Origin of the sequence: Rubrivirga marina, from assembly GCF_002283365.1 — a bacterium.
GTDB classification, from domain to species: domain Bacteria; phylum Bacteroidota; class Rhodothermia; order Rhodothermales; family Rubricoccaceae; genus Rubrivirga; species Rubrivirga marina.
Genome location: NZ_MQWD01000001.1, coordinates 1,890,709 through 1,906,765, shown reverse-complemented (window position 1 = coordinate 1,906,765; position 16,057 = coordinate 1,890,709). Strand labels below are relative to the sequence as shown.

Sequence of the window (16,057 nt, the reverse complement as noted above, 5' to 3'; positions counted from 1 at the left end):
GGCTCAGTCGTCGAGCCCGGGGACGGGCAGGTCGGGGTGGTACCGCTTCTCCCTGAGGTCCGCGTAGCGGAGCCCCGACCGCCGCTTCGCCTCCTCGACGGCCGCCTCGGGCACCTCGCCGATCGTCACCAGCCCGTCGTGTTGGCCTGACACGGGGACGAAGCCGTGGTCTTCGCCGAGGAGCGTGAGGTGATGGATGAAGCTCGACTCGCGTCCCTGAAGCACGAAAGCGGACAGCTGGCTCCGGAGCTCCCACCCCGAGTACGCGTCGGTGTTCAGCGTGACGCCCGCGGCGTTCCGGACCCAGTTCCCGCCGCGCCCACCGACGCGGAGGTCGCCGTGGAGGACCCGGCGCTCCAACGAGGCGAGCCACTCGTCGCGGCGCGCGACGAACGGCGCGACGACGGCGCGGAACCCGTCCAGCGCCCGCCGGGCCTCGTCCGTCGGTGCCCCGCCGCCGAACCGGTCGCGGACGTACCGCGCGATGGCTGGGAGCTCGGGCCTCACCCGGGCGCCGTCCTTGAAGTGGGGCACCCGATCCTCGAGCCACGTCGGGAGCCGGGCCCCCATCACGAGCGCGAGGAAGGAGTCCTTCAGCAGGCGGACGGTCCTCTCGCTCCGGTCGCCGAAGGCCCGCTCGGCGAAGTCCGCCTTGTCCGACGCGAGATACTCCAGGAGCCACGCCGTGTCGACCCCCGCGTCCTCGAACTCTTGGACGAGGCCCCACGGCTGCGACGACGAGAGGTCGTGGTTCCGGACGTCGTGGCTCGCCCGGAGCGGCGAGAGCGCCTCGTGCTTCAGGAGGCGGCTCGCGTTCTGGAGCCCGCCGCGCTCCGTGACACGCCCGGACATCTGCGGGTCGCGGGCGAACGCCGGCCGGTACCAGTGGACACCGTCGCGCTCGCCGGTGAGACCGGAGCGGACCTCCCCCCAGCACTTGGCGTCGGTCGTCCATCGGCCCCGGGCCCTCCTGTACGCCGTCGCTAGGTCGCCCTCCTCCGGCCGGCCGGCGGCGGTCCACTCGTCTCTAGCGGCCTCGTACTCTGCGCGCCGTCGGTCGACGACCGCCTGGCCCCGCGCCAAGTCGACCGGGCACCCGTTCTCGGCGAGGGCCTCGAGGGCGTCGACGATGAGGGTCGGGATGGGCCTCCCGTCGCTGTAGGTCTTGCGGACCCTGCGCGTCGTCCGGGACCGCCTTCCGGTGTAGAGGTCGACGTGCCGCCCGCTCGACGTGGCCCCGAGCCGGAGGAACTCGTCGGCGACGTCCTCCCGAGCGCGGAACTCCCGGGAGCGCCCGCGCTCGCGGTCCTCCGGTCGGACCTCGAGGACCCCGGCCTCCTCGAGCGGCCGCCACACGACCGACGTGTTGTGTTCGCCGGTCGCCTCCTCGATGAGCCGGCAGCTGACGGGCACCCAGAAACCGTCCTTGGCGCGGCCCGTCCGGAGGACGTGGACGAGCAGCTTCGTGGCCGGCCCGACGAGCTCGGGACGCTCGAAGGGGAGCCCCTTCACGAGGCCGACGACGAGGTCGTGTTGGCTCCGGAGGCCGGGGGCCGACGTCGGGACATACCCGGTCGGTCCCGCCGGGGCCTCGACCCTTTCCGGGTTTCGTGACACCCCGGTTTGGGCTTCGGGATCGGCCCGTAGGCCCCCCTTCTCGTCGGTTTGGTGTCGGCCACTGACCTCCAGATCCCCAACTAGCGTCCCCTCCCCTGCCCTCCGGCCGCCCCGCCCGCCGGCCCCCTCCCTACCCCTGTCCCCCGGTCGCCCGGACCGGCGGGTCGCGCGCGCGCGGGCGTCCGAGGTGCCGGCGCTGTCCGGCGGGGTCTTCGCAGGGCCTTCGGGGGCCTCCGGCGGCGGGCCCGTCGACGGTTCGCCCGTCGCGGCGGGGGGGCCTTCCCGCCGGGGGGTGAGGACCACCGCCCGCGGGAGGGGGTGGGTCTGGGTTGGCTTCGGCTCCGACCCGAGGACACCGCACTCCCGCTGGCGGGCCTCGCGCGCCGCCAGCCGGGCCGCGAGTTGGGGGTTCCAGCTCCCTGGGTCGTTCAGGTGCAGGTATCCGTAGTCCGGCAGCCACGGCCTCTCTCCGGCGGGGATGGCTCCGGGCGCGAACGCGTCGAGGAACGCGACGACCGTCCGGGCCTCCCGCCATCGGGTGTCCCCCTTCGGCCGCCACCGGCCGCGGACGGCGTCGTAGAACGCGACGAGGTCCGGACATCCATCGACGGTGTACGCGACCTCCAGTTGCCAACGGCTCGGGTCGCCCCGAACCTCGACGTACACGCTCTCTTCGATCTCGGAGGCCGCCTGGGCGCGCGCCAGCCTCTCACGCTGGACGTCCTCGCGCGGCTTTCGCCGGTCCCCACTCCGACGGGCGTTCCCGCGGGGCGTCGGGACGGGGCGGCCCTCGTTCGTGGCGGCCATCAGTCCTCGGGGCTGTGGCCGGGGCGCGGCCAGTCCGGGCGCCGCGTGACGGCCTTCACGGCGGGCCTGCCAGGGGCCTCCATACGCGCCCGCCGGCGGCCCGCGGGCCTCGGGCTGAGGGGCTCGCCGACCGGCGGATTGGTCGTGTCGAGCGTCGTGGTCGGATGGAACCGGGCGTCGGGCTCCGCGTCGGTGTCGGGCATGGTAGGACCTCGTCCCCGCAGTGCGGAGACCGGCTGTCTAGTGATGACTCGGCAGGTGCCATGCGTGGGGGCCAGCAGCTGCAACCTGCTGGCCCCCTGGCGTTAGTGGGGTCGGTTCTGGGGTGGGATGAGGTCGAGCACGCGCTCGGCGAACCGGTCGATGTGCTCGTGGAGGCGGTGGGGCTCGCGCGGGCCCTGGTACGCGAGGAGCGAGCGGGCCCCGTCCGCTCTTGCGAGCCGGACGACGAGGGTGTCGAGGTCGACGGTGCCGTGTGCCCCTATCGCCGCGGCCGACGGTCGGTCGGGGTCGCGGGCGACGTCGATCCCCTCACGCCCGAACGCCTCGCGGAGCGCGAGGAACCGGGCCCCGCGGTCGGGCTCGCGGAGCCGGTCGACGAGGTCGTCGACGACCCGCGGGAGTTGGACGACGACGCGGACGCGCGACCGCCGCCGGACGACGTCCTCAGGCCCCTTCCCCTTCTCCACCTCCCGGAGCACGGCGAGCTCCTCGAGCGCGCGGCGGGCGATCGAGCCGAACCCCGGGAAGCCCCGCTCGGCCTTACTCAGGTTCGACCGGTCGGCCCCGATCCTCGCCCCGGTCTCGGCCAGCGAGAGCCCGAGCTCCTCCCGGAGCAAGCGGGCGAGGCGGCCGACTTCGGCGTCGTTGGAACGGTAAGTCATAGGGCTACGGGCTCACGTGGTAAGATAGCACCACGGGGACTGTGGGGGGTTAGATTCTCCGCGAACGCCCGCCTGGAGTGCACAGCTGTGCACTCCCGCTGTGGGCATCAGCTCAGGCGACCACGCCGGTGTTTGGCCGGCCACCGATTACGGTCACGCGGCCTGGGAGGCCGACCGGAACGGGATCACGCGGACGGCTGGGCGCACGAACGGCGACAGGTCGAGGAGACGGCGGGCCTCGTCGGCGTCGACCCCCAGCGAGCGGGCGAGCGCCTCCACGCCGGGGCGGTCCGACGGGTCGGGGACCCACCGCCAGGACCGGCCCGAGATCGCCGCGCGGACGGCGGCGACGGACATGCCGAGCTCGTCGGCCGCGTCCGCCACGACCGGCGCCGTCCCCTCGTCGTGGGCCCGGCACCGGAGCGTCCAGACGTCGGCCGGCGAGAGCTTCGCCGTCGGGTGACGGCCGTCCCGGGCCGCCGAGCGCATCGCGCGCCCGACGTTCTCGGCCTTCGGGATGTAGCGGAGGTTGGCGATCCGGTTGTTCTGTCGGTCGCCGTCGACGTGGTCGACGTCGTAGGCCACGCCGGGCGTGGTCGGCCGGGGCCCGACGAACGCGCTCATGACGAGGACGTGGACGAACACGACGCGCCTCCGGGTCGTCCCGTCCGGGCCGTCGAACCAGACGTCCACTTGGAGGTACCGCTTGGACGGCTTGGCATAGGGCCTGATCTCACGGAGGCCGCGCGCGGTCGAGAACACGCGGCCGCGGTCGGTGGCCCAATACCGGGAGGCACCGGGGATGCGGAGGGCCCGCTCGCCGGGTCGGAGGAGGGCGGCGAGCGCGATGGGAGTGGGGACGGTCGACAGGTCGGGCACGGTGGTTCTCCTGGTGGGGCCGATATCATGACGCAAGGGGACGGTCACGAGGCCTCCCGGGCCACGCAAATCGCCCATCACGCTTCACCCACTGAGGACCCCTAAGGCCTCAAGGGCGCATCATGGAGTGGAGACCGTTCGAGCCGGGCCGGCCGGCCGTCTCCGGGGTCGTTTGCGCCGCCCCCGTCAACGCTTTGTCACAGAAGTCCCCGATCGACGAGCGACGTGTACCGTCCGTCGTAGCCGACAACGAGCGAGTCGACGAGCCCGACGCCGACGGCCTCTCCGGCCGCCTTGAGCTGCTTGCTCACGACCACGTCGGCCCGCGACGGCTCGAGGCTCCCCGACGGGTGGTTGTGGGCGACGAGGACCGACCGGGCGTTGCACAACAAGCAGAACCGGAAGACCTCGCGCGGGCTGGCCACGCTCGCGTCGACCGTCCCGACGTGGCAGACGTGGGCGCCGATGACGCGGCTGGACGTCGAGAGCGCGACGGCGAGGAAGACCTCCCGGTCGAACCCGTCGAGGAGCTCGCAGCAGAGTCGAGCGGCGTCGGCTGGGGTCCGGACGACGGCCGTCTCGTGGCTCCGCTCCCGGACGAGGCGGACGGAGAAGACGGGGACGTCGAGGCGAGGCATGTCGATCAGTGGAGGATCGACGGGCAGGGTGAACAGGTCGAGCGTGCGCCCGAGGCCGGTCGGCTCGGGGCGCGTGGAGGACGAACACGTGTTCGTGTGATGGGCTTGGTTGGTAGTCATGGGGATGTCGGAGACGACGACAGGCCGGGCCCCGCAGAGGGAGCCCGGCCTGTCGGTCGGTGGTCGGAAGTGTGGGATGCCGGGCAGCGCGCCCGGCGTGGGGAGCCCTAGCTGGGGACCTTCGTCGCGTGGTCGACGAGCGCGAGGAGCCGGCCGGCGATCCGGTCGATCGCGTCGAGCTCCGCGGCCATCCGCTCGTCGTCGCCCCATCCCTTGAGGTAGGGCAGGCTCGCCCGGGCCGTGTCGAGCCCGAGCGCGGCGAGCGCGACGTAGGCCGCTCCCTCCGCTTGGAGCTCCTTCGAGGCCCTCGTCGTCTCCCGGTCCCCCGTGTGGGCCACGGCGTGTGCGAGCTCGTGGCAAAGGGCCGCGCACTGGTCGGACCCCGAGAGCTGAGGGCGGACCTGGATGACGCGGTCCGCGAAGCGGCACCGGCCGTCGGCGTACCCGGCCTCGGTGTAGGTCACCGTGTAGCCGAGGGCCCGTGCGGTGGCCTCAAGGCGAGCCAGCAGGCCGTCGGGCCCGTCGGCGTCGAGACGGGGGATCGGCGGCGTGTAGACGAGCGCGTCGTCGCGGGTCGCCTCCGTCTGGAGGTAATCGAACGTCGTCGCCGTCCGGAAGCCGGCCGGGACCCGGTCGTCGGGGTCGTGTCCGACCGCGACCTCCTCGGTCGTGGGCCGGCGGAGGATCGGCGCGAGGACCGTGATCCCGCGCTCGCCCTTCCGGACCCGGCGCCCGTGCTTCGTCCACGACCGGAAGCCCATGCAGTACTTCGCCGTCGGGCGCTGGAGGAAGATGAGCATGGTGTTCCGGGGGCTGTAGTCGTGGAAGCGGGCGCGGAAGGCGAGGTAGGCCTCCAGAGCCTTCGGGTCGTCGCGGACGCCAGCGAGCCCGCGGGCGAGGACGGCCTTCGCGGCGTCGAGGCGGGTCTGTCGGTCGGGCCGGGCGTCGCGCTGGGCGGCCGAGAGGACGGGCGTCGTGAGCCCGAGGGCGAGCTGGTTCGGGGCGGGTGTGTTCTTGGTCATGGGAGTTGGCTGAAATGGAGAGAGGCCGGCGCCCCGCGGTGGGAGCGCCGGCCTCTCGGTCGGTGGATAGAAGTGAGCTAGGCGGCCGTCGGGCGGTCGGTCTGGGCGGCGACCCAGGCCCGGACGTCGGCCGCGCGGAGGACCCCGCCGGCGTGGGGGACGCGGGCGATGACCTCCGCCTTGAAGGCCTGGTAGAGCGCCTCGGCCGTCGGCTCGTCGGTCAGCGCGAGGAGGACGGACCGGGCGAGGTCGGCCGGGCCGGAGCCCGCGTAGCCCCATTCGATCCCGGTCGGCGAGTGCCTTGGGATGTGGGCGACGGAGGCGCAGGCCGTCCCGTCGAGGTGCCGGTAGAGGACGACGTCCTGGGCGTCGTAGCCCGGTCGGAGGACGTCGGCCTCGGGCCGGACAACGAGGCGGAGCGAGGCAGGCGGAGGCTCGGCGGTCGCGCCGTCGCCGCCGGCGGACGGACCGTCCGCCCCGCCGAGCGCGTCGAGGAGCCGGTCGAGCGCGCGGCCGACGTGGCCGAGGACGACGTTGGCGCCGAGCGTGTACCCCTCGGTCTCGCTCCCGGTCACGCGGGCGAGGTGGGCCGTGAGGCCGAACGGGACGAGCGGGCGGACCCAGGGAACGTGCTTGGCCTGGACTGACCCGAGGGCCTCGTCGCCGAGGCTCGCGGTGATCGCCTCGTTCGTGACGCCCAAGCGCAGTTCGGCCCACGGATCGGCCGGGTCCCGGACGAGGGCCCACAGCGCGCGCTGGTGCTTCGCCGTGCCGACGAGCTTGCTCGGCACGGCGAGCGACGAGGCCCGGTGGAGCGTGCTGAACGTGGCCGAGGCGAGCGCCTTCGCGAGGAGCGTGCCCGGGCGCATCCGGGACCGCTCGGTCGCGAAGGCGAGCCACCGGCCGGCCTGCGCGGCGACCTCGGCCGCGTGGGCCTCGTCAGGAGTAGTGTGCGTGCCGGACGTGTGGCGTACGGCGTGAGTGGTATCGTGGGTGTTCGACATGACGTGGGGACCTCTTCCCCTGTCGTGGTTGAGGCGCCGCGCTGTTGGAGCAGCGTGTGCGCCGTGAAGCCGGCCGGGACCCTCCCGGCTCGGCGATCTGGCCGACCGGCCAGACATGGCGACGCCCGCCTCGATCTCTCGGGGCGGGCGTCGTGTGATGGGGGCCGGTGACCGGCCCATTCGGCTCTCTGGGAGCCCGGGCCGTGGCCCGTCGCGGCGGGCGCCGCAGTCGGTGACTAGACAGCTGTCTAGAACGGGAGCCCGTCGTCGACCTCGGCCGGGGCCGGCCATGGGCCGAGCCGCTCGTCGTAGAGGTCGGGCATGGGCTCGTATGCGTCGAGGGCCTCGGCGCAGAGCCGGTGGCGCTCGGGATCGTCGACCGCGCTCGGCAGGCCGGCCCCCGCGTCGTCGTAGCCCATGAGGTACGACGCGAGGTCGAACCTGTACTGGCGCTCGAACCACACGGAGTAGGCCGCCTCGGACCGGTGGCCGTGGCGCCACGTGAACGCGGCGAACCGAAGCGCCGTCATGACGTGCGTCGCGCGCGGGCGCCCGTCGGGACCGCGGTCGTAGCGGACGCGGTACCCGGTTCGGTAGACCCACTCGGTCAGCGGGCGCTCGTCGTAGCCGTCGGCCGTGCAGTGGCCGTAGCCGGCCTCGTACGACGCCTGGTGGTACGCGTCGGCGTCGGGCTCGGGCGGGCATCGGCAGGGGCCGTAGCTCCCGCAGAGGCAGGCGTCGCCGTAGCCGGGAAGGTTGTAGCTGGACATGATGGGGATGGCCCTCTCAGGCCGGTGTAAAGGCCGCGCGCACCTCGCCCAGCGAGTCTGGGTGGGCACGGGCGGTGGGGATGCCGCCGACGGGCGGCGGGCCCGCGCGCCTCCGCGCGGGCGTCGCTCGACGTGAGCGAGGGGGGTGGCAGGGCGGGCCCGCGGATGGGGCCCGGCGTCGGCCGGGGGGTGGCGTTTGTTGTACGCCGGCCCCTCAGGGGACTCGGCGCATGGCGGGCGTTTGTGCGCTTTCTGGGCTCCTACGGCCCTTTCTGGGGGGCGCACGGGAGCCGGAGGGGACCTCGGACCCCGCTCTTTCCGAGCGGCTGATCGGGCCCTGGGCGCCGATTCACGCCGGTCGGCGGGCCGACCTCGGCTCGGTCGAGGAGCCCCTCGCGTCGCCAGCGGCAGACGAGGCAGCGGGGTCCGAGGAGGCAGGCCTCGGGCGGGACCGGCTCGCGGTCGTGGCCGCGGAGCCGGAGGAGCGGGACGACGGACGGGGCAGCGTGCCGGTCGTCGGCCGGCATGGAGGCCGGGCGGACCTCGGCCTGGGGTGTGGGTGGGGTCATGGCGCACGGCACCTCAGCCGTGGCGGTGGCGAACACGTGTTCGCCGTTGATGATGGCCGACCGGACTCGGCGTCGCGGCCGGATACGAGAAGAGGCCCGGCCTCCAGAGGTGTGGAGACCGGGCCTCGGTGGCGGACCCGCCGTCGGTGGTCAGGGACGGACGCTCAGGAAACGACCCGGGGGCCTCGGAACGTCGTCCCGCGTGGGCAGCGGACTCGGAGTGGGCGCTCGGACGCCGCGCCGGGTTTGGGACCGGGCGGGGAGGCCGTCAATAGGGCCCCCGCTAGCTCAGGCCTGTGGGGCTTCGGGGCTCCCCGGTCGCCCTCCGTCCCGCTCGGGCTCCTCGCGGAGGACCTCCGTGGGCGCGGAGGAGACGAGCGCGGTCGGGACGGCTACCACGCCGAGGCCGACAACGAGGACGGTGAACGCCAGCCGTGACTGGGCACACGTCGCCGTACCCGACCGTCGTCAACGTCGCGACGGCCCACCCGCGGTGGTGGACGCCGGGACGTGGAGCAGGGTTAGATCGTGGGCGCTTCCCGGTCTTGGGCCCCGACCGGCGTGCCTGTCGCGCCGGCCATCGGCAGGGGCCGGCGCGGTGGTGGTCGCCTGGCCCCTCTCTGCCCCCAACCCCGACGACGATGACCGACCGCTCGAGAGGACTCACCGAGGCCGCCCGCGACGACCTCGACCGGATCGCCGACGAGATGGAGTGGGACGGCCTCCCCCGCTCGGCCGGCGTCCTCCGGTCCATCGTCCGCCCCGACCGCGGGCTCGAATGGGGGCGGACCGGCGTCCGCCCTTGCTTCGTGGGCGGAGTCGTCACGGGCGTCCTCCTCGTGCTGGCAGACGTGGGCCGACGTCGTCCGCGTGGGGGCCGGCGGGTGAGGCCGACGTAGGCGTCCAGTCTGGGCCCTCTCAGCGCCCCTGAGCGCGCGGGGACGACGTGTGGCCCTCCCCTCCCAGACGCAGCCCGGACGGCGCCTGAGGGCCACCCCGGCGCTCTCAGGCCGTGCGACACCCGGTGTGTCACGGGGGACCTCGCTCCTTTGCGTCCGGCTCCCTCTCCTACCCACATGCCCCTCGCGCTCTCCCCCCCACCCGACGACCCGCCCCACGGCCGCGTCACCGTCATCGGGACGGCGGCCGACCTCCCGCCCGGCCCGTGGCTCCCGTTCTTCGCCTCGGCCGTCGCCGCCGGGTTCCCCAGCCCGGCCGACGACTACCGCGAGGGCGAGCTGGACATGCGCGACCTCCTCGGGGCCTCGTCGCCGAGCGTGTTCTTCTGCCGGGCCGAGGGGTGGTCGATGCGGGACGAGGGGATCCGCGACGGCGACGTCCTCGTCGTCGACCGGGCCGTCGAGCCGGAGTCGGGGATGATCGTCGTGGCGGCCGTCGACGGCGAGCTGACCGTCAAGCGGTACGTCCGGCGGGGCGGCCGGGTCGTGCTGCTGGCGGCGAACCCGGAGCACGAGCCGATCGAGCTCCGGGACGGGCAGGACCTCGTCGTGTGGGGCGTCGTCACGAGCCACGTCGGGTTCCACCTCCCGGCCGGGAAGGGGCTCCGGCGTGTCGCTGCGTAAGGCCTGCTGGGAAGCCCAAGCCCGATAACGGCGCGTATCGACATCGCCCTCAGCAGTTACGAAGGGGACGCTATGGAACGACCGGAGGCGGCCTCTACGAGACGACTGCGATCGTCCCGCGCTGCATGTCCATGCCGCAGACGAACTGGACCTCGCCGGCTTCCGTCGGCGTGAACTCGATGGCGACGGGCTCGCCGAGCGGGAGGTCCGTCGTGGGGACGTCGTAGGCCGGGAGCGTGATCTGGGACGAGCACTCGTCCTCGACGGTCCGCGTGACGACGAGGCGGGCGGGGACGCCGGCCTCGAGGGCGATCTGGCGGGGCTGGTAGCCCATCCGGCCGGCCTCAACCTCGACGACCTGGACGCCGTCGACGAGCTGGGGCTGGGTGGCCTCGCCGTCGGCGGAGGCCATGTGCTCGTGCTCGGCGCCGTCCATCACGGTGCCGTCGGGCATCTCGTGCGTCTCGTCGGTGGCCTCGGCGCCCATCGCGGGCATGTCGGCGACCTCGTCGGTGTCGGCGTCGCCGCAGGCGGCGAGGGCGAGCGGGGCGGCGAGGAGGAGCGGGAGGAGGAAGCGGGTCATGGGGTGTGGGGGGTGGGAGTGAACGGGGTGAGGGTGGGGTACTCGGGGAGCGCGACCTCGGGGAGGTCGGCGTCGGGCGCGTGGGCGGAGTCCGCCTCGGCACGGCCAGGGGTCTCCGCTGACGCGGGGCTGGCGGAGGTGGTCGCGGGGTCCGGGGTCGGCGCGGGATCGCTCGGCCACGGGCCGGACCAGCGGGGGGCGGGCGCGGCGGTCTGGGGCAGGAGGACGAACCGGGCGGGGTCGAGTGGTCGCCCGTCGGCGTCACGGACCTCGAAGTGGAGGTGCGCGCCCGTCGAGACGCCGTCGCGGCCCGGCCTCCCGCCGCTCGCGCCGAGGGCGACACCGCGGCCGACGAGGAGGCCGGGACGGAGCGCGTCGTCGACGGAGGCGAGGTGGGCGTAGCGCGTGCGGACGGGCTCGCTCCCGCCGATGCCATCGGGGTGGTCGATCTCGACGACGAGCCCGTAGCCGCGCTGGCGGCCCACCGAGCGGACCGTCCCCGGCGCGACGGTCCAGACGGCCGTGCCCGCCGGGACCGCGAGGTCGACGCCGTCGTGGTGGCCGGCACGGCCCGAGACGGGGTGCACGCGGGGGCCGAACGGCGAGCTGACCGGCCCCTGGACGGGCCCCATCGGGAGGCGCGCACGCGCGGCCCACATCGGGCTGGGGGTCGACTTGGGGGCGTCGGGCGGCGCGACAGGTGGTGCCACGCGCTCGGCCCGTGCGTCTGCCCGCGGGGCGGCGACGAACTCCGGCGCAGGCGTAGCGGTGCGGCCCTGGGAGACCAGGCGCTCGGCCGTGAAGCCCGAGGCGAGGAGGGCGGCCACGACGGCCGCCAGACGGAGCGGCGGCGTCATGGCGCGGGCGGGGCGTCGTGGGCGCGGGCGGCGGGCGCGAGCGGCTCGAGCGCGAGGCCGTCCGCCCGGCCGTCGCCGCCCGGGGCGTCGCGGAGCTGGCGGCGGAGGCGGCGGCCCTGGACGACGGCGTAGAGCGCCGGGATCATCACGAGCGTGTGGACGGTGGACGTCACGAGCCCCCCGACCATCGGGGCCGCGATCCGCTGCATGATCTCGGCGCCCGTGCCCGTCCCGATCATGGCCGGCGTGAGGCCGAGGATCGTCGTGAAGACCGTCATCAGCTTGGGCCGGACGCGGTCCACGGCGCCTTCTTCCAGGGCCGCCTTGAGGCGGGGGACGCTCGTGAGCCAGCCGCGCTCGCGGTAGCGCGCGACGGCCTCGTCGAGGTAGACGTGCATGACGACGCCGGTCTCGGCCGCGAGCCCCGCGACCGCGATCATCCCGACGCCGACGGCGATCGAGAAGTTGAACCCGAGCGCGAGCATGAGCCAGACCGCGCCGACGACCGCGAACGGGAGCGGGATCATCAGGAGCAGGGCCTCCTCCGCGCTCCGGAAGTGGAGGAACAGGAGGAGGAACACGACGGCGAGCGTGATCGGCACGAGGACCGCGAGCCGACGGTTGGCCCTCTCCATGTACTCGTACTGGCCGCTCCACCGGATGGAGTAGCCCGGCGGGAGGTCGACCGCCGCCTCGACCGCCGCGCGGGCGTCCTGGACGTAGGTCCCGACGTCGGCGCCCTCGTCGAGGTCGACGTAGACCCACGCGTTCGGGCGGGCGTTCTCCGACTTGATCATGGGCGGCCCGCTCACGAACGCGAACGTCGCCAGCTCGCCGAGAGGGACCTGCGCGCCGCCGGGCGTGGGCACGAGGACCTGCTGGAGGGCGGGGAGGTCGTCGCGGAGGGCGCGCGGGTAGCGGACGTTGACGCCGTAGCGCTCGAGGCCCTCGACGGTCGTCGTGACCGTCATGCCTCCGACGGCCGCCTGGAGCACGTCCTGCACGTCGCCCGACGTCAGCCCGTAGCGGGCCGCGGCGAAGCGGTCGACCTCGACGTCGAGGAAGCTCCCGCCCATGACGCGCTCGGCGTAGGCGCTCCGCGTACCGGGCAGGGCCGAGACGGCCCGCTCGACCTGCTCGCCGAGCCGCTCCAGCGTCTCCAGGTCCTCGCCCGCGATCTTGACCCCGACCGGCGTCCGGATCCCGGTCGCGAGCATGTCGATCCGCGTCTTGATCGGCATCGTCCAGGCGTTCGTGAGGCCGGGGAACCGGATGGCCGCGTCGAACGCTCGGGTCAGGCTGTCGCGGTCGACCCCGTCCCGCCATTCGTCCTCGGGCTTGAGGATGATGGTCGTCTCGAGCATCGAGAGCGGGGCCGGGTCCGTCGCCGTCTCGGCCCGTCCGACCTTGCCGAAGACGCGCTCGACCTCGGGGAAGGAGGCGAGGATGCGGTCGGTCCGCTGGAGGATCTCCTTCGCCCCCTGCGGCGAGACGCCCGGGAGCGTCGTCGGCATGTAGAGCATGTCGCCCTCCCACAGCGGCGGCATGAACTCGGACCCGATCTGGGGGAACGGCACGTAGGTCTCGCCCAGGAGGAGCCGCTGGACCGGGAGGAGCGTCGCGAAGAGGAGCGCGAACCCGACAACGAGCACGGCCTTCGGGTGGCGGAGCGTGCCGCGGATGACGGGCCGGTAGGCGCGGAGGAAGACGCGGGCGACGGGGTTGTCGCGCTCGCTCCGGATCTTCCCCTTGACGAACACGACCATGAGCGCCGGGACGAGGGTCACGGCGAGGACCGAGGCGGCGGCCATCGAGAACGTCTTGGTGAGCGCGAGCGGCCGGAAGAGGCGGCCCTCGACGGCCTCCAGCGTGAACACGGGCAGGAAGCTGACCGTCACGATGAGGAGCGCGAAGAAGAGCGACGGGCCGACCTCCTTGGCCGCCTCGATGACCGCCCGGACCCGCTCCGAGTCCGCCAGCGCGGGTGGGTCGCCAGAGGGCGCTGCCCCGTCGCCGGCCCCGCCAGCGGCGCGCTTGGCCTCGCGCGCCCGCTCGATGTGCTTGTGGGCGTTCTCGACCATGACGAGCGAGGCGTCGACCATCACGCCGATGGCGATGGCGATGCCACCGAGGCTCATGATGTTGGCGTTGATGCCGAGGAGCCGCATGATCCCGAGCGCGATCAGGATGCCGACCGGGACCGTCACGAGGGCCACGAACGCGCTCCGGACGTGGAGCAGGAACACGATGACCACGAGGGCCACGACCAGCATCTCCTCCCAGATCGTCGTCGCGAGCGCCGAGACGGCGCTCGCGATGAGCTCGGAGCGGTCGTACTCGGTGACGACTTCGACGCCGGGCGGGAGGCCGGACGAGACCTCGGCGATCCGCTCCTTCACCGCGTCGATCGTCGCCTGGGCGTTCTCTCCGCTCCGCATGACCACGATGCCGCCGACGACCTCGCCCTCGCCGTTGACATCGGCGATCCCGCGCCGGATCTCGGGGCCGAGGCGGACCTCGGCGATCTGCCCGACGGTCACGGGCGTCCCGCCCTCGGCCTTGACGACGACCTGCCGGATGTCGTCGAGGCCGGTGAGGTAGCCCTTCCCGCGGACGATGAACTCGCGCTCGCCGAGCTCGAGGAGTCGCCCGCCCACGTCGCGGTTCGAGCGCCGGAGCGCGTCGGCGACCTGCCCGATGGGGACGCCGTAGGCCGCGAGCGCCTGGGGGTCGACGACGACCTGGTACTGCTTCTCGAACCCGCCGACCGTCGCCACCTCGGCGACACCCTCGACGGCCTGGAGCTCGTAGCGGAGGTAGAAGTCCTGGACGGACCGGAGCTGCGCGAGGTCGTACTGCCCCGTCGTGTCGCGCAGGCTGTACTGGTACACCCAGCCGACGCCCGTCGCGTCGGGTCCGAGCGCGGGGCTGGCGGCGTCCGGGAGCCGGTCCTGGACCTGGGAGAGGTACTCGAGGACGCGGGAGCGGGCCCAATAGAGGTCGGTCCCGTCCTCGAAGATGACGTAGACGAAGCTCGTCCCGAACATGGAGTAGCCCCGGACGGTCTGCGCGCCCGGGACCGAGAGCATGGCCGAGGTGAGCGGGTAGGTCACCTGCTCCTCGACGATCTGCGGGCCCTGGCCGGCGTACTCGGTCCGGATGATGACCTGGACGTCCGAGAGGTCCGGGATGGCGTCGACGGGCGTGGTGAGCGTGGCCCACGCGCCGAGCCCGGCGACCATGAGCGTCACGAGGCCGACGAGGAGCCGGTTCTCGGCGCTCCACTCGATGAGCCGCTCGAGCGCGCCGTCTCTTGCATTGGGACCGCGCATCACTCGGTGGGGAAGTCGTCGGTGTCCGCCGTCCCCATCCCGCCGGTCATGGCCCCGAGCGAGGCCGCGAGGCGGGCCTCGGAGTCGATGAGGAACTGGGCGCTCGTGACCACGCGCTCGCCCGCCGACAGGCCGGAGAGGACGCGGACGAGCCCGTCGGACTCCTCGCCGAGCGTGACGGGCTGCGGGCGGAAGCGGCCCTCGCCGAGGGCGAGGATGACCGCGGCCCCGTCGCCGTCGCGGACGACGGCCTCGGCGGGCACGACCGGGCCGACGGCCGAGAGGTCGCCGTAGAGCGTGGCCGTCGCGAACATCCCCGGCCGGAGGCGGCCCCCGGCGTTGGGGACCGTGATCCGGGCCGTGCCGGTCCGCGTGGCCGGGTCGAGCGTGTCGTAGACGTAGTCGACGCGGCCGCGGAGCTCCTCGCCCGGGAGCGCCGCCAGCGTCACGACGCCGCGCGTGCCGCGGCTGACCCACCCGAGGTCGCGCTCGGGGACGTCGACCTGGAGGTAGAGCGCGCCGAAGTCGACGATGTCCATGAGCGGCATGCCGGGCGTCGCCTGCATGCCCTCGACGATCCGCTTGTTCTGGACCGTGCCCGAGGCGGGCGCGAAGAGCGTGATCCGCTCCTGGATGGTCCCGCTCTGCTCGACCCGGGCGATCTGCTGGGGTCCCAGTCCGAAGAGGCGGAGGCGCGTCCGGGCCGCCTCGACGAGCCGGTCGGCCCCGTCGCCGCCGCCGAGGAGCTGGCGGTTGCGGACCGCCAGCAGCAGCTCCTGCTGCGTCGACACGAGCTCGGGGCTGTAGATCTCGAGGAGCGGCTGGCCCTGGCGGATCCGCTGGCCCTCGGTGTCGACGTAGAGCCGCTCGACGAACCCGCCGACGCGGAGCGTTACCGTTTCGCGGGCGGCGTCCTGGGCTTCGAAGGTGCCGGTCGTGCGGAGGGTCCGCTCGAGCTGGCGCTCCTGGACGACGGCCGTCCGGACGCCGATGTTCTGGAGCGTGACCGGGTCGATCTCGACGGTCCCGGCGGGCGCTCCGCTCACCGGCACAGGCTCGAGGTCCATCCCGCAGACGGGGCACGTGCCGGGCTCGTCCTGGACGATGTAGGGGTGCATCCCGGACTGGTAGACGACGCCGTCGCCGTTGAGGTCGTACTGGGCGAGGCCGCCCTCGACGGCCTCCTCGTTCGCGGTGCCGAGCGGCGCAGCGGGCGGGGCCTCGGCGACGGCGTCGGACGAGTCGCCGCGCGCGAGCGTCCACGTGAGGCCGACGGCCGTCACGAGCACGAGGAGGGCGAGGCCGGCCCAGAGGGCGCGGCGGCGTCGCTCGGGGCTCGGCGGCGTCTCGGCGTAGACGTCGGCCGGGTCGGAGCCGTCGCCGGGGGCCTCT

General features: G+C 73.9%; 15 protein-coding genes. 2 read left to right on the top strand and 13 right to left on the bottom strand.

The genetic code is table 11. The features are described 5' to 3' along the window. Nucleotides 1-3: 3 nt before the first annotated feature. The 9 genes from BSZ37_RS21480 to BSZ37_RS07840 form a co-directional block, all read right to left on the bottom strand. A complete protein-coding gene (locus BSZ37_RS21480) occupies nt 4-1,512 on the bottom strand; it encodes a hypothetical protein (protein WP_143537592.1) in 1,509 nt (502 codons plus the stop codon). Between the two features lie 911 nt (nt 1,513-2,423). Next, nucleotides 2,424-2,627: a hypothetical protein gene (locus BSZ37_RS07875; RefSeq protein WP_095510027.1), complete on the bottom strand. Its 204-nt coding sequence runs from the start codon at nt 2,625-2,627 to the stop codon at nt 2,424-2,426. Between the two features lie 102 nt (nt 2,628-2,729). Next, nucleotides 2,730-3,308 carry a helix-turn-helix domain-containing protein gene (locus tag BSZ37_RS07870; RefSeq protein WP_095510026.1) on the bottom strand — a complete coding sequence of 193 codons (579 nt, stop codon included), beginning with the start codon at nt 3,306-3,308 and terminating at the stop codon, nt 2,730-2,732. A gap of 153 nt (nt 3,309-3,461) precedes the next feature. Further along, on the bottom strand, nt 3,462-4,187 hold the full coding sequence (locus BSZ37_RS07865) for an HNH endonuclease signature motif containing protein (RefSeq protein ID WP_179299521.1): 726 nt from the start codon (nt 4,185-4,187) through the stop codon (nt 3,462-3,464). A 197-nt stretch (nt 4,188-4,384) separates the two neighbouring features. Next, the gene (locus BSZ37_RS07860; protein ID WP_179299520.1) at nt 4,385-4,945 is read right to left on the bottom strand and encodes a JAB domain-containing protein; all 561 of its coding nucleotides are present in this window, start codon (nt 4,943-4,945) and stop codon (nt 4,385-4,387) included. 107 nt (nt 4,946-5,052) lie between these two features. After that, nucleotides 5,053-5,967 (bottom strand): ArdC-like ssDNA-binding domain-containing protein, encoded by a 915-nt coding sequence (locus BSZ37_RS07855; protein WP_095510023.1) that lies wholly within the window; start codon nt 5,965-5,967, stop codon nt 5,053-5,055. A gap of 77 nt (nt 5,968-6,044) precedes the next feature. Next, on the bottom strand, nt 6,045-6,971 hold the full coding sequence (locus tag BSZ37_RS07850) for a DUF6166 domain-containing protein (protein ID WP_095510022.1): 927 nt from the start codon (nt 6,969-6,971) through the stop codon (nt 6,045-6,047). A 248-nt stretch (nt 6,972-7,219) separates the two neighbouring features. Continuing rightward, nucleotides 7,220-7,741: a hypothetical protein gene (locus BSZ37_RS07845; RefSeq protein WP_095510021.1), complete on the bottom strand. Its 522-nt coding sequence runs from the start codon at nt 7,739-7,741 to the stop codon at nt 7,220-7,222. 260 nt (nt 7,742-8,001) lie between these two features. Next, nucleotides 8,002-8,310: a hypothetical protein gene (locus tag BSZ37_RS07840; protein WP_143537591.1), complete on the bottom strand. Its 309-nt coding sequence runs from the start codon at nt 8,308-8,310 to the stop codon at nt 8,002-8,004. Between the two features lie 641 nt (nt 8,311-8,951). On the opposite strand from BSZ37_RS07840, the gene BSZ37_RS07835 reads away from it, so the two are divergent. Both BSZ37_RS07835 and BSZ37_RS07830 read left to right on the top strand, forming a co-directional pair. Beyond that, complete coding sequence (locus tag BSZ37_RS07835) at nt 8,952-9,209, top strand: hypothetical protein (RefSeq protein ID WP_095510019.1); 258 nt, start codon at nt 8,952-8,954, stop codon at nt 9,207-9,209. 177 nt (nt 9,210-9,386) lie between these two features. Then, a complete protein-coding gene (locus BSZ37_RS07830) occupies nt 9,387-9,893 on the top strand; it encodes a LexA family protein (RefSeq protein ID WP_095510018.1) in 507 nt (168 codons plus the stop codon). A 94-nt stretch (nt 9,894-9,987) separates the two neighbouring features. Here BSZ37_RS07830 and BSZ37_RS07825 read toward each other — a convergent pair whose 3' ends face one another. The 4 genes from BSZ37_RS07825 to BSZ37_RS21950 form a co-directional block, all read right to left on the bottom strand. After that, complete coding sequence (locus tag BSZ37_RS07825; RefSeq protein WP_095510017.1) at nt 9,988-10,476, bottom strand: cupredoxin domain-containing protein; 489 nt, start codon at nt 10,474-10,476, stop codon at nt 9,988-9,990. Beyond that, nucleotides 10,473-11,333 carry a M23 family metallopeptidase gene (locus BSZ37_RS07820; protein WP_095510016.1) on the bottom strand — a complete coding sequence of 287 codons (861 nt, stop codon included), beginning with the start codon at nt 11,331-11,333 and terminating at the stop codon, nt 10,473-10,475. The genes BSZ37_RS07825 and BSZ37_RS07820 overlap by 4 nt, the downstream gene beginning before the upstream one ends. Further along, nucleotides 11,330-14,665 carry an efflux RND transporter permease subunit gene (locus BSZ37_RS07815; RefSeq protein WP_095510015.1) on the bottom strand — a complete coding sequence of 1,112 codons (3,336 nt, stop codon included), beginning with the start codon at nt 14,663-14,665 and terminating at the stop codon, nt 11,330-11,332. Before BSZ37_RS07815 ends, BSZ37_RS07820 begins: the two co-directional genes overlap by 4 nt. Continuing rightward, nucleotides 14,665-16,057, bottom strand: a 1,393-nt coding sequence (locus tag BSZ37_RS21950) for an efflux RND transporter periplasmic adaptor subunit (RefSeq protein WP_179299519.1), incomplete at its 5' end; no start/stop codon positions are given. The genes BSZ37_RS21950 and BSZ37_RS07815, both read right to left, overlap by 1 nt.

What these genes read in the sequence shown, in the direction of transcription:
- BSZ37_RS07840 (WP_143537591.1), bottom strand. Translation starts at nt 8,310, where the DNA reads ATGACCCCACCCACACCCCAGGCCGAGGTCCGCCCGGCCTCCATGCCG.
- BSZ37_RS07875 (WP_095510027.1), bottom strand. Translation starts at nt 2,627, where the DNA reads ATGCCCGACACCGACGCGGAGCCCGACGCCCGGTTCCATCCGACCACG.
- BSZ37_RS07860 (WP_179299520.1), bottom strand. Translation starts at nt 4,945, where the DNA reads ATGACTACCAACCAAGCCCATCACACGAACACGTGTTCGTCCTCCACG.
- BSZ37_RS07815 (WP_095510015.1), bottom strand. Translation starts at nt 14,665, where the DNA reads ATGCGCGGTCCCAATGCAAGAGACGGCGCGCTCGAGCGGCTCATCGAG.
- BSZ37_RS07825 (WP_095510017.1), bottom strand. Translation starts at nt 10,476, where the DNA reads ATGACCCGCTTCCTCCTCCCGCTCCTCCTCGCCGCCCCGCTCGCCCTC.
- BSZ37_RS07835 (WP_095510019.1), top strand. Translation starts at nt 8,952, where the DNA reads ATGACCGACCGCTCGAGAGGACTCACCGAGGCCGCCCGCGACGACCTC.
- BSZ37_RS07820 (WP_095510016.1), bottom strand. Translation starts at nt 11,333, where the DNA reads ATGACGCCGCCGCTCCGTCTGGCGGCCGTCGTGGCCGCCCTCCTCGCC.
- BSZ37_RS07845 (WP_095510021.1), bottom strand. Translation starts at nt 7,741, where the DNA reads ATGTCCAGCTACAACCTTCCCGGCTACGGCGACGCCTGCCTCTGCGGG.
- BSZ37_RS07830 (WP_095510018.1), top strand. Translation starts at nt 9,387, where the DNA reads ATGCCCCTCGCGCTCTCCCCCCCACCCGACGACCCGCCCCACGGCCGC.
- BSZ37_RS07850 (WP_095510022.1), bottom strand. Translation starts at nt 6,971, where the DNA reads ATGTCGAACACCCACGATACCACTCACGCCGTACGCCACACGTCCGGC.
- BSZ37_RS07870 (WP_095510026.1), bottom strand. Translation starts at nt 3,308, where the DNA reads ATGACTTACCGTTCCAACGACGCCGAAGTCGGCCGCCTCGCCCGCTTG.
- BSZ37_RS07855 (WP_095510023.1), bottom strand. Translation starts at nt 5,967, where the DNA reads ATGACCAAGAACACACCCGCCCCGAACCAGCTCGCCCTCGGGCTCACG.